Origin of the sequence: Aeromonas sp. D3 (genome assembly GCF_027705025.1) — a bacterium.
Taxonomy (GTDB): domain Bacteria; phylum Pseudomonadota; class Gammaproteobacteria; order Enterobacterales; family Aeromonadaceae; genus Aeromonas; species Aeromonas salmonicida.
Window position 1 is genome coordinate 1 of record NZ_JAPDBE010000050.1, and the last position, 12,213, is coordinate 12,213.

General features: G+C 55.4%; 12 protein-coding genes. 1 reads left to right on the top strand and 11 read right to left on the bottom strand.

The window, feature by feature from the left end; genetic code table 11:
- On the top strand, positions 1 to 213 hold a 213-nt coding region (locus OKC28_RS20360), incomplete at its 5' end, for a hypothetical protein (RefSeq protein ID WP_270691029.1).
- Positions 214 to 223: 10 nt separating this feature from the next.
- On the opposite strand, the gene gmhB is transcribed toward OKC28_RS20360, so the two are convergent.
- The 11 genes from gmhB to rpoC form a co-directional block, all read right to left on the bottom strand.
- The gene (gene gmhB / locus OKC28_RS20365; RefSeq protein ID WP_058396021.1) at positions 224 to 766 is read right to left on the bottom strand and encodes a D-glycero-beta-D-manno-heptose 1,7-bisphosphate 7-phosphatase; all 543 of its coding nucleotides are present in this window, start codon (positions 764 to 766) and stop codon (positions 224 to 226) included.
- A gap of 111 nt (positions 767 to 877) precedes the next feature.
- Positions 878 to 2,062, bottom strand: coding sequence for an elongation factor Tu (gene tuf, locus OKC28_RS20370; protein ID WP_059168183.1), 1,185 nt, complete (start codon positions 2,060 to 2,062; stop codon positions 878 to 880).
- A gap of 54 nt (positions 2,063 to 2,116) precedes the next feature.
- On the bottom strand, positions 2,117 to 4,222 hold the full coding sequence (gene fusA, locus OKC28_RS20375; protein ID WP_059114201.1) for an elongation factor G: 2,106 nt from the start codon (positions 4,220 to 4,222) through the stop codon (positions 2,117 to 2,119).
- 74 nt (positions 4,223 to 4,296) lie between these two features.
- On the bottom strand, positions 4,297 to 4,767 hold the full coding sequence (rpsG, locus tag OKC28_RS20380; RefSeq protein ID WP_005318583.1) for a 30S ribosomal protein S7: 471 nt from the start codon (positions 4,765 to 4,767) through the stop codon (positions 4,297 to 4,299).
- 93 nt (positions 4,768 to 4,860) lie between these two features.
- Positions 4,861 to 5,235 (bottom strand): 30S ribosomal protein S12, encoded by a 375-nt coding sequence (gene rpsL / locus OKC28_RS20385; protein ID WP_005306278.1) that lies wholly within the window; start codon positions 5,233 to 5,235, stop codon positions 4,861 to 4,863.
- A 183-nt stretch (positions 5,236 to 5,418) separates the two neighbouring features.
- A complete protein-coding gene (gene tusB / locus OKC28_RS20390) occupies positions 5,419 to 5,697 on the bottom strand; it encodes a sulfurtransferase complex subunit TusB (protein ID WP_017412466.1) in 279 nt (92 codons plus the stop codon).
- 7 nt (positions 5,698 to 5,704) lie between these two features.
- Positions 5,705 to 6,061, bottom strand: a complete 357-nt coding sequence (tusC, locus tag OKC28_RS20395) for a sulfurtransferase complex subunit TusC (RefSeq protein ID WP_219593104.1) — start codon at positions 6,059 to 6,061, stop codon at positions 5,705 to 5,707.
- Between the two features lie 9 nt (positions 6,062 to 6,070).
- Positions 6,071 to 6,463: a sulfurtransferase complex subunit TusD gene (tusD, locus tag OKC28_RS20400; protein ID WP_005318576.1), complete on the bottom strand. Its 393-nt coding sequence runs from the start codon at positions 6,461 to 6,463 to the stop codon at positions 6,071 to 6,073.
- An 86-nt stretch (positions 6,464 to 6,549) separates the two neighbouring features.
- The gene (locus tag OKC28_RS20405) at positions 6,550 to 6,930 is read right to left on the bottom strand and encodes a RidA family protein (RefSeq protein ID WP_005318574.1); all 381 of its coding nucleotides are present in this window, start codon (positions 6,928 to 6,930) and stop codon (positions 6,550 to 6,552) included.
- A 25-nt stretch (positions 6,931 to 6,955) separates the two neighbouring features.
- On the bottom strand, positions 6,956 to 7,672 hold the full coding sequence (locus OKC28_RS20410) for a helix-turn-helix transcriptional regulator (protein WP_005318572.1): 717 nt from the start codon (positions 7,670 to 7,672) through the stop codon (positions 6,956 to 6,958).
- A gap of 196 nt (positions 7,673 to 7,868) precedes the next feature.
- Complete coding sequence (rpoC, locus tag OKC28_RS20415; RefSeq protein ID WP_005318570.1) at positions 7,869 to 12,173, bottom strand: DNA-directed RNA polymerase subunit beta'; 4,305 nt, start codon at positions 12,171 to 12,173, stop codon at positions 7,869 to 7,871.
- Positions 12,174 to 12,213 lie beyond the last annotated feature (40 nt).

Below are 12,213 nucleotides of genomic sequence, written 5' to 3' on the forward strand. Positions count from 1 at the left end.
TGCTGCGGGAGTGGAATTCTACTCAACCGCCTTCTCGAGTCAAGCCTTATTTTCAAAGGCTTTTCGAGGTTATCGACTTGGCTTTCTGCGTTGCCGCTTGCCCTGTCGATGGAGGCGCATTATAGGGAGTTGAATCTTTCTGGCAAGCAGATAATTGCAAAAAGATGGCTTTCATCAACCGTTCGCTCACAAAGCCACCAACCCGCATATTAAGCGAACAGAATCAGCCCGCGACGGGCACTGAAACGGCGAAATCGTGCAGGTTGCCGTAGATGGCATCCGCCAAGGCGATGCCGGCGTCAGTCACAGGTTTGCCAGTACGCACCATGACTTTATGGCCAACCTTGGCACTGGCTGCCGCTTTCAGGTCGGAAGGTTTGTCGCCAACCATATAAGAACGGCTCATGTCGATGCCCAGCTCCTGTTGCGCCAACAGCAGCATGCCAGGCTCAGGTTTGCGGCAATCACAAGGGGCGCCGTGATCCGGGTGATGTGGACAGAAATAGATACCATCGAGATCCACATCTCGATCGGCCAGTGACCAATCCATCCATTCGGTCAGATTCATGAAGTCATCTTCACTGAAGTAGCCGCGGGCAATACCAGACTGATTGGTGACGACGATCAACAGATAGCCTTTCTTCTTTAACAGTTGCAGGGCTTCTATCACACCGGGCAGGAAATGGAAGTCATCGACTTGGCTGACATAACCAGTGTCTTCGTTGATGACACCGTCACGGTCCAGAAAAATGGCGGGCTTGCTCACTGGGGACTACCTCAATAAATGATTTTGCAAAGTATCTCATAGGGCACAAGGCCCAAAAAGAAAAAGGGGCGGCCGAAGCCACCCCTTTCATGTTTGTATATAACGAATCGATTAAGCGATTACGCTAGCTACAACACCAGCACCTACGGTACGGCCACCTTCACGGATAGCGAAACGCAGGCCGTCGTCCATTGCGATCGGCGCAATCAGGGTAACAACCATTTTGATGTTGTCGCCTGGCATTACCATCTCTACGCCTTCCGGCAGTTCGATGGTACCGGTCACGTCGGTTGTACGGAAGTAGAACTGCGGACGGTAGCCTTTGAAGAACGGGGTATGACGACCACCTTCTTCTTTGGACAGTACGTACACTTCAGATTCAAACTTGGTGTGCGGCTTGATGGAGCCCGGCTTGGCCAGTACTTGACCACGCTCTACGTCTTCACGCTTGACGCCACGCAGCAGCGCGCCGATGTTCTCGCCTGCACGACCTTCGTCCAGCAGCTTGCGGAACATTTCAACACCGGTACAGGTAGTAGAAACGGTGTCTTTGATACCGACGATTTCTACGGTCTCACCGACTTTAACGATACCGCGCTCTACACGACCGGTTACTACGGTACCACGGCCAGCGATGGAGAATACGTCTTCGATAGGCATCAGGAACGGCAGATCAATTGCGCGCTCCGGCTCCGGGATATAGGTATCCAGGTGGCCAGCCAGCTCGATGATCTTCTCTTCCCATGCCGCGTCGCCTTCCAGCGCTTTCAGCGCGGAACCACGAACTACCGGCAGGTCATCACCCGGGAAGTCATACTCGGTCAGCAGTTCACGAACTTCCATCTCGACCAGTTCGAGCAGCTCTTCGTCATCTACCATGTCGCACTTGTTCATGAACACGATCATGTACGGGATACCAACCTGGCGACCCAGCAGGATGTGCTCACGAGTTTGCGGCATCGGGCCGTCGGTCGCAGCTACTACCAGGATCGCGCCGTCCATCTGGGCAGCACCGGTGATCATGTTTTTAACGTAGTCGGCGTGACCCGGGCAATCTACGTGGGCGTAGTGACGGATGGCGGTGTCGTATTCTACGTGGGAGGTGTTGATGGTGATACCACGCTCACGCTCTTCCGGTGCCTTGTCGATCTGGTCGAAGGCGAAAGCTTTACCACCGAAGTGCTTGGCCAGCACGTTGGTGATGGCGGCGGTCAGAGTGGTTTTACCGTGGTCAACGTGGCCGATGGTGCCGACGTTAACGTGCGGTTTGTTACGCTCAAATTTTTCTTTAGACACGACGTAGTCCTTCTAGGTTAAACCCGCCTACCGTCGTAGGCGGGGAATCATAAATTACTTGGATTTGCGCTCTTCGATAACTGCCTGAGCCACGTTGTTCGGGGCGTCGGAGTACTTAGCGAATTCCATTGCGTAGGAAGCACGACCTTGGGTAGCGGAACGCAGTGCGGTCGCATAACCGAACATTTCGGCCAGCGGCACCAGGGCACGTACGATCTTGCCGGACGGGCCGTCTTCCATACCTTCGATCAGGCCACGACGACGGTTCAGGTCACCGATAACGTCGCCCATGTAATCTTCCGGAGTCTCGACTTCGACCTTCATGATCGGTTCGAGCAGTACCGGATTGGCTTTCATGTAACCGGACTTGAAGGCCATGGAAGCAGCGATTTTGAACGCCAGTTCGGAGGAGTCGACATCATGGTAAGAACCGAAGTGCAGACGCACGCCCAGATCCATTACCGGATAGCCTGCCAGCGGGCCGGATTTCAGCTGCTCACGGATACCCTTGTCAACACCCGGGATGTATTCACCAGGAATCACGCCGCCTTTGATGTCGTTAACGAACTCGTAGGCTTTGCCGGCTTCCAGCGGGTACATGTCGATAACGACGTGACCGTACTGACCACGACCACCAGACTGCTTGGCGTGCTTGCCTTCGACATCCTTGACGGTTTCGCGGATGGTTTCACGGTAGGCAACCTGCGGCTTACCTACGTTCGCTTCAACCTTGAACTCGCGACGCATACGGTCAACGATGATGTCCAGGTGCAGCTCACCCATACCGGCGATGATGGTTTGGCCAGATTCTTCGTCAGTCCATACGCGGAAAGACGGATCTTCCTGTGCCAGACGGCCGAGTGCCAGACCCATCTTCTCTTGGTCAGCCTTGGTTTTCGGCTCAACCGCGATGGAGATTACCGGCTCCGGGAATTCCATACGCTCGAGGATGATCGGTGATTTTTCGTCACACAGGGTGTCACCAGTGGTCACGTCTTTCAGACCGATGGCGGCAGCGATATCGCCTGCGCGAACTTCTTTGATCTCTTCACGCTTGTTGGCATGCATCTGAACGATACGGCCGAAACGCTCGCGCTTCTCTTTGACAGAGTTCAGCACTGAGTCACCGGAGTTAACCACACCGGAGTAAACGCGGAAGAAGGTCAGGTTGCCTACGAACGGGTCGGTGGCAATTTTGAACGCCAGAGCAGCGAACGGCTCGTCATCAGATGCATGACGCTCGTCTTTGGTAACGCCGTCCAGCTTCAGGCCGTCGATGGCAGCTACGTCGGTCGGAGCCGGCAGATAGTCAACCACGGCATCCAGCATGGCCTGTACGCCCTTGTTCTTGAACGCGGAGCCACAGGTAACCAGGATGATTTCGTTGTTCAGAACGCGCAGACGAAGAGCTTTCTTGATCTCTTCCTCGGTCAGTTCTTCACCACCCAGGTATTTTTCCATCAGGTCTTCAGACGCTTCAGCAGCGGCTTCAACCAGGGACATGCGCATTTCTTGCGCCTGTTCCAGCAGCTCGGCCGGGATCTCTTCGTAATCGAAGGATACGCCCTGGTCAGCTTCGCTCCAGTTGATGGCTTTCATCTTGACCAGGTCGATAACGCCCTTGAAGTTCTCTTCTGAACCGATGTTCAGTTGCAGAGGAACCGGGGTACCTTTCAGACGGGTCTTGATGTGCTCAACGCAGCGCAGATAGTTCGCACCGGTACGGTCCATCTTGTTGACGAACGCAATACGGGGAACTTTGTATTTGTTAGCCTGACGCCATACGGTCTCAGACTGTGGCTGTACGCCACCTACGGCACAGTACACCATCACGGCGCCGTCCAGAACACGCATTGAACGCTCTACTTCGATAGTAAAGTCAACGTGGCCGGGGGTATCGATGATGTTGATACGGTGCGGTTGGAACTGTTTACCCATACCGGACCAGAAAGCGGTGGTCGCGGCGGAGGTGATGGTGATACCACGCTCTTGTTCCTGTTCCATCCAGTCCATGGTGGCGGCGCCATCGTGAACTTCACCGATCTTGTGACTTATACCGGTGTAAAACAGAACGCGCTCGGTAGTAGTAGTCTTACCGGCGTCGATGTGAGCGGAGATACCGATATTACGATAACGCTCAATGGGGGTTGTACGAGCCATTGTCATCCTCTTACTAGGAGCGGACCCCTAGATAACTGAAGGTGCGCAGAGCCAAAAGACCCTGCGCAAGCGGATTACCAGCGGAAGTGAGCGAAGGCCTTGTTCGCTTCAGCCATACGGTGAACGTCTTCACGTTTCTTGACAGACGAACCCTTATTGTCAGCGGCATCCAGCAGCTCGCCAGCCAAACGCTGAGCCATTGATTTTTCACCACGTTTACGAGCGGCGTCAACCAACCAGCGCATTGCCAAGGCATTGCGACGGACCGGACGAACTTCTACCGGCACCTGATAGGTTGCACCACCGACACGACGAGATTTAACCTCGACGGCCGGACGAATGTTGTCCAGGGCTTCTTCGAATACGGCCAGGTGATCTTTGCCAGATTTGGTGGCAATGATGTCCAGCGCGCCATATACGATGGCTTCGGAAACAGATTTCTTACCGTCAACCATTACTACGTTGACAAATTTAGCCAGCAGCTCTGATCCGAACTTGGGATCCGGCAGGATTTTACGCTGACCAACAACACGACGTCTTGGCATTTCAAATTCTCCGTAACTTCAGGGGTTACCCAAAACTAGAAAGTTATCTAACTAGAAACGAATTAACGTTTGGCCTTACTTAACGGAGAACCATTAAGCTTTCGGACGCTTCACGCCATACTTGGAGCGAGCCTGCTTACGGTCTTTAACACCGGCACAGTCCAACGCACCACGAACGGTGTGGTAACGAACACCTGGCAAGTCTTTTACACGACCGCCACGGATCAGCACAACGGAGTGCTCTTGCAGGTTGTGACCTTCACCACCGATGTAGGAGGTGACTTCGAAGCCGTTGGTCAGACGTACACGGCATACTTTACGCAGTGCAGAGTTAGGCTTCTTCGGGGTGGTGGTATATACACGAGTGCACACGCCACGCTTCTGAGGGCACGCTTCCAGCGCAGGCACGTTGCTTTTAACAACGAGCTTGATGCGTGGCTTGCGAACCAACTGGTTAATAGTTGCCATCAAAAGGCTCCTGATAATGACTTCATAAACATGTGAAAAATCCTCCCCGCAGATACGGGGACGCGAAATTTTATGCCCTGTTGTCAAGGGAGTCAAGATTTATACAATCCGTGCCGCAAAAGGGCACAATGGATCCCTTGTAAAGAGTCATAACTGACTGAACTTCATCGATAAAAATGGATGCTAGCCGCCCCAGGTCTGTGGTGACCCTTTTTCGGCGATCAACGCAACCAGACCGGCCATATCCAGATCCATCCCGATCCTCTGCTGCAATCCCCTCGCCTGCAAGTCTTCTCGCATCACATAGAGCGGAATATCTGCCAATCGCTCGCACCATTGAGGGGCCGTAGCCGCGATAACGGCATCCTGCATCAGCACCAAGAGATCATCCGGCTGGCGATAGCAGAGCGCCTGTTCCAGATCCTGGCTCAGGAAGGGGGACGTCAGTATCAGCTGTATCATGGTCACCTCAAAAACAGATATGGGTAGCGCATTGGCCCCACTGGCGGCAGATATCGGCACGGGAGAGGCTCTCAGCAGGGATCAGCAGGTCATCCATCGTCAGACCGCGTTCGGCAAGCGAGTCGGCACACACATAGACTTCCTCGATGTCATACAGCTCCAGCAGCTTGAAGGTCGGTGCATAGTGGCGCTGCAAGATGGCTTGAGGCTGCTGCTCCCTGACCAGTTGCAAGACACCGTCACCGATGAGGAACAGGGCGAGCGACTCGGTCAGCGCCGAGGTCGCCAGCAAGGCATCCAGCCCTTCCCGTCCGGCGGCGGTACCATGGGGACCACGCCGACAGATGAAAGCTATCTTGTTCATCTCACCCTCCTAGAACTGGACAAAACGATCGGCGGTCAGGCTGGCTTCGGCCAGCTGACCCAGCCCACTCAAGCAAAATGGTGCCTGCAGGTTGAACTGCACCTTGCCTGCCCCCTTCGCCTCAGTCTCATCAAGCACACCACGCCGCATAGCGGCGGCAACGCACACATCGATACGTATCCCCTGCCCTATGGCCAACTCACGCCACAGCGCCACCAGGTTGCTCTCATCGGAGGCGGGGGCGTGCAGTTCGTTGCCATTGCAGACCCCATCCTGATAGAAGAACAGGTGTGATAGCCGATGCCCTTGTTCGATGAGGCTCAAGGCAAAACGGTAGGCGGTGCTGGCCGACTGGGTGCCATAGGCAGGCCCCGTCACCAGCAGGGCGAAACTCAGACTCATATCCGGACTCCTGTGCAGGTCTCTGTCCATTCTACGCCAAAGACAAAAAAGCCCCTCCAGGGAGGGGCTCTTCATTCAGCCGTGGATCAGACGTAAGCGATGGCTTCGACTTCAACCAGCACATCTTTGGGCAGACGGGCCACTTCCACACAGGAGCGGGCCGGCGCCGAGTCACCAAAGTAGCGTGCATAAACCTGGTTAAAGGCAACGAAGTTGTTCATGTCGCTGAGGAAACAGGTGGTCTTCAGCACCTTGCTGGTGTCGGCACCCGCCGCCTTCAATACTGCAACCAGGTTCTTCATCACCTGCTCGGCCTGCGCTTCGACGCCGCCAGCCACAATCTCCATGGTGGCAGGATCAAGCGGGATCTGCCCGGAGGTGAAGACCAGCTCGCCCAGTTTGGTAGCCTGAACATACGGACCAATTGCGGCTGGTGCCTTGTCGGTTGCAATAACTTCTTTAGCCATTCTTGTCTATCCCCTTCTATGGCGCTTACTCGTTCTCGTCTTCACCCTGCTTGCGCTGTCGGATGTACAGATAAACGGTATGTTTGGAAATATTCAGTTTGTCGGCGACCAGATTGATCGAGTCCTTGATATCAAATATGCCCTTCTCGAACAGCTGGGTCACGATAAACCTGTTTTTAGCATTGTTGGCAACGGTCGGATCACGGTTGATCTCATCGATGGTGTTATCCACCGTCTGGGCAACCAGCTCTTCCACACTGTTGGCAAACGTCTCCGGTGACTGGCGCTCAACTTGTTGCGGCGTCGGAAAAAACTCGGCGACAAACTCGTGAAAAGGCGCATTGATGTGCAAGTTGATGCAGATAAGACCGATCACCTGCTTGTCACTGTTCCTGATGGCGATGGTACTCGACTTCATCAGGGCACCGGTACGGCTGCGGGCAAAATAACTCTGGGTGTAATCCTGGCCGGTATTCTCTATGTCCTTGAGCATACGCAGCGCGAGATCGGTAATGGGGGCCCCCTCATTCCGTCCCGTATTGAACCCGTTGGCAATCTTGATCACGGACTCGTGCAGATTTTCCAGGGAGTGAAGAACCACTTCACAGTGCTTGCCGAACAATTCGGCCAAGCCTTCGATAAGCCCTCCATAGGAGCGCAACAATTCCCTGTCTTCGTCTGTAAAAGTGCGACCGATCAGTTGCTCTTCGGGAAGCATCACTTCCTCGATACCGACAGTCATGTTCTACCTCTGTAATAACCATTCAACTTTCCCGAGTTTTCAATTGCGGGGGGGCAAAGTCAACTTTTTTTGATTTTTTACTCTCCAACCTTGCTCTGGATCATCCGAATATCCGCGTGGCGACTGGCTTTGACGAGAAAACAGCCAATAAAAAGGGCCCCTTGAAGGAGCCCTTTTCGATCACTGCAGCAGAAGATTACTCTTCGTCAAAGCTGCCGGATGCGTTGAGCAGATCCGCCAGATTTTGCTGAGCTTCGTCGGCAGTCACCTGCGGCACACCAACAGCACGGGCTGCGGCGGCACGCTGGTTGATCCGGGCATGGTGGTAGGCAAAGCCGGTACCAGCCGGGATCAGACGACCCACGATCACGTTCTCTTTCAGGCCACGCAGTTCATCACGCTTGCCGCCAACGGCCGCTTCGGTCAGAACGCGAGTGGTTTCCTGGAAGGAAGCCGCGGAGATGAAGGACTCGGTGCTCAGGGATGCCTTGGTAATACCCATCAGGATATGACGGAAGGTGGCCGGAGTCTTACCCTCGGCAACCAGCTTACGGTTGGCAATCTTCACGCGAGCCACTTCAACCTGCTCGCCTTCGATAAGGTCAGTGTCGCCAGCGCTCAGGATCTCGCACTTGCGCAGCATCTGACGAACGATGACTTCGATGTGCTTGTCGTTGATCTTAACGCCTTGCAGACGGTAAACGTCCTGCACTTCGTTGGCGATGTAGTTGGCGACCGGGCTGATACCGCGCAGACGCAGGATGTCGTGAGCAGATTCAGGACCGTCTGCCAGCACTTCACCCTTCTCAACTTTTTCACCTTCGAACACGTTCAGGTTACGCCACTTCGGAATCATCTCCTCGTAGACGTCGCCACCATCAGTCGGGGTGATGACCAGACGGCGTTTACCCTTGGTCTCTTTCCCGAAGGAGATGGTACCGGAGATCTCGGCCAGGATAGCCGGTTCCTTCGGTTGACGTGCTTCGAACAGATCCGCAACGCGCGGCAGACCACCGGTGATGTCCTTGGTACCACTGGACTCTTGCGGGATACGCGCGACCGCGTCACCCACGCCCACGTTGGCACCATCTTCCAGGTTCACGATCGCCTTGCCCGGCAGGAAGTACTGGGCGGCAACGTCGGTACCCGGGATCATGACATCCTTGCCGTTCTGGTCGACCAGCTTCACGGTCGGACGCATCTCTTTACCGGCGCTCGGACGTTCGTTGACATCCAGCACGACGATAGAGGAGAGACCGGTCAGCTCGTCGGTCTGACGAGTGATGGTTACGCCATCGATCATGTGCTCGAACTGGAGGCGACCCGCCACTTCAGTGATGATCGGGTGGGTATGCGGATCCCAGTTGGCGACGGTGTCACCGGCGCTCACGGCCTGGCCATCTTTCACTTCCAGCACGGAACCGTAAGGCAGCTTGTGGCTTTCCTTGGTACGGCCCATGTCATCCATGATGGTCAGTTCGGTAGAACGGGAGGTGATTACCAGTTTGTCATCGCTGTTGTGAACGAACTTGGCGTTCTGCAGCTTGATGCTACCTGTGTTCTTGACCTGGATGCTGCTCTCGGCAGCAGCTCGGGATGCGGCACCACCGATGTGGAAAGTACGCATTGTCAGCTGGGTACCCGGTTCACCGATGGACTGGGCGGCGATAACACCGACAGCCTCACCCTTGTTAACCAGGTGACCACGGGCCAGATCACGGCCGTAGCAGTGAGCACAGTTACCGAAGTCAGTTTCACAAGTGATGGCAGAACGTACCTTCACACGGTCAACGGAGTTGCGCTCCAGCAGGTCACACAGCTGCTCGTCGAGCAGGGTGTTGCGCGCTACCAGAATTTCGTCTTCAGTACCCGGCTTGATCACGTCATCGGCAACCACACGGCCCAGTACACGCTCACGCAGCGGCTCGACCACGTCACCACCTTCGATCAGCGGAGTCATCCACAGACCTTCAACAGTGCCGCAATCGTCCTCGGTGATCACCATGTCTTGTGCCACGTCAACCAGACGACGAGTCAGGTAACCGGAGTTAGCCGTCTTCAGTGCGGTATCCGCCAGACCCTTACGGGCACCGTGAGTGGAGATAAAGTACTGCAGTACGTTCAGACCTTCGCGGAAGTTAGCCACGATAGGGGTCTCGATGATGGAGCCATCCGGCTTGGCCATCAGGCCACGCATACCGGCCAGCTGACGGATCTGGGCTGCGGAACCCCGCGCACCAGAGTCGGCCATCATAAAGATGCTGTTGAACGACGCTTGCTCTTCTTCTTCACCCAGAGAGTTGACATCACGCTCTTTGGACAAGTTCTCCATCATGGCCTTGGAGACGCGCTCGTTGGCGCTGGCCCAGATATCGATAACCTTGTTGTAGCGTTCGCCCGCGGTCACCAGACCGGACAGGAACTGGTCCTGGATCTCGGCAACTTCGGCTTCGGCAGCGGCGATGATGTCTTTCTTGGCATCCGGGATGACCATGTCATCGATACCAACGGACGCACCGGACAGGGCCGCATAATGGAAACCGGTATACATCAGCTGGTCAGCGAAGATAACGGTGTCCTTCAGGCCCTGCTTGCGATAGCAGGTGTTCAGCAGACGGGAAATGAGCTTTTTACCCAACGCCTTGTTGGAAACACTCTTGATCCAGTTCTGCGGATTGGCATCCAGATCGGCCTGCTCTGCAGCAGTCAGCACCTTGGGCTCATCGATCAGGGCATATTCCATGCCTTTCGGCAGGATCAGGCTCAGGATCGCACGACCAACAGTGGTGTTCTTCAGCTCGGTACGCTCTACCAGCGAATCATCTGCCTGACGGAGATATTCGGTGATACGTACTTTGACGCGAGCATGCAGATCGGCCAGACCGGCGCGATATACCTTCTCGGCCTCTTTCGGGCCGGCCAGCACCATACCTTCGCCCTTGGCGTTGATACGGGCACGGGTCATGTAGTACAGACCCAAGACCACGTCCTGGGAAGGAACAATGATCGGCTCACCGGAGGCAGGCGACAGGATGTTGTTGGTAGACATCATCAGCGCACGCGCTTCCAGCTGGGCTTCCAGGGTCAGCGGTACGTGGACCGCCATCTGGTCACCATCGAAGTCCGCGTTATAGGCGGCACAAACGAGCGGGTGCAGCTGGATGGCCTTGCCTTCGATCAGGGTCGGTTCAAACGCCTGGATACCCAGACGGTGCAGGGTCGGTGCACGGTTCAACAGAACCGGGTGTTCGCGGATCACTTCGTCCAGGATATCCCAAACGACAGCTTCTTCACGCTCCACCATCTTCTTGGCGGCCTTGATGGTGGTCGCCAGACCGCGGGATTCCAGCTTGCCATAGATGAACGGCTTGAACAGTTCCAGCGCCATCTTCTTCGGCAGACCGCACTGATGCAGACGCAGGGTCGGACCTACGGTGATAACGGAACGACCAGAGTAGTCGACGCGCTTGCCCAGCAGGTTTTGACGGAAACGACCTTGCTTACCCTTGATCATATCGGCCAAGGATTTCAGCGGACGCTTGTTGGAACCTGTGATGGCACGACCACGACGGCCGTTGTCCAGCAGGGCATCCACGGACTCTTGCAGCATGCGCTTTTCGTTGCGCACTATGATGTCCGGTGCAGCCAGGTCCAGCAGACGCTTCAAGCGATTGTTACGGTTGATCACGCGACGATACAGATCGTTCAGATCGGAAGTCGCGAAACGACCGCCGTCCAGCGGTACCAGCGGACGCAGGTCCGGCGGCAGCACAGGCAGCACTGTCATGATCATCCACTCCGGCTTGTTGCCGGACTGCAGGAAGGCTTCCATCAGCTTCAGACGCTTGGTGGTCTTCTTGCGCTTGGTTTCGGAGTTGGTCTGATCCAGCTCCTCACGCATGGTCTTGACTTCACCTTCCAGATCGATGGCACGCAGCAATGCAAGGATTGCTTCGGCACCCATCTTGGCGTCAAATTCGTCGCCCCACTCTTCCAGTGCGTCCAGATAGTTCTCTTCGGAGAGCATCTGGCTGCGCTCGAGGTTGGTCATGCCGGGTTCGATCACTACATAGGATTCGAAATACAGCACGCGCTCGATGTCACGCAGGGTCATGTCCAGCAGCAGACCGATACGGGACGGCAGGGACTTCAGGAACCAGATGTGGGCAGTCGGGCTGGCCAGCTCGATATGGCCCATACGCTCGCGACGGACCTTGGTCTGGGTCACTTCTACGCCACACTTCTCGCAGATCACACCACGGTGTTTCAGGCGCTTGTACTTGCCGCACAGACACTCGTAGTCCTTCACCGGTCCGAAGATACGGGCACAGAACAGACCATCACGTTCCGGCTTGAAAGTCCGGTAGTTGATGGTCTCAGGCTTTTTGACCTCACCGAATGACCAGGAGCGGATCATGTCAGGAGAGGCCAGACCGATCTTAATACTGTCAAACTCTTCGGTCTTGGTCTGAGCCTTCAAAAACTTGAGTAAGTCTTTCACGTGTTTCCCCTGTCAGGAGTCTAACCTCGGCGCCCCTACT

What these genes read in the sequence shown, in the direction of transcription:
- tusC (WP_219593104.1), bottom strand. Translation starts at nt 6,061, where the DNA reads ATGAACAAGATAGCTTTCATCTGTCGGCGTGGTCCCCATGGTACCGCC.
- fusA (WP_059114201.1), bottom strand. Translation starts at nt 4,222, where the DNA reads ATGGCTCGTACAACCCCCATTGAGCGTTATCGTAATATCGGTATCTCC.
- tusB (WP_017412466.1), bottom strand. Translation starts at nt 5,697, where the DNA reads ATGATACAGCTGATACTGACGTCCCCCTTCCTGAGCCAGGATCTGGAA.
- OKC28_RS20410 (WP_005318572.1), bottom strand. Translation starts at nt 7,672, where the DNA reads ATGACTGTCGGTATCGAGGAAGTGATGCTTCCCGAAGAGCAACTGATC.
- OKC28_RS20405 (WP_005318574.1), bottom strand. Translation starts at nt 6,930, where the DNA reads ATGGCTAAAGAAGTTATTGCAACCGACAAGGCACCAGCCGCAATTGGT.
- rpsG (WP_005318583.1), bottom strand. Translation starts at nt 4,767, where the DNA reads ATGCCAAGACGTCGTGTTGTTGGTCAGCGTAAAATCCTGCCGGATCCC.
- tusD (WP_005318576.1), bottom strand. Translation starts at nt 6,463, where the DNA reads ATGAGTCTGAGTTTCGCCCTGCTGGTGACGGGGCCTGCCTATGGCACC.
- rpsL (WP_005306278.1), bottom strand. Translation starts at nt 5,235, where the DNA reads ATGGCAACTATTAACCAGTTGGTTCGCAAGCCACGCATCAAGCTCGTT.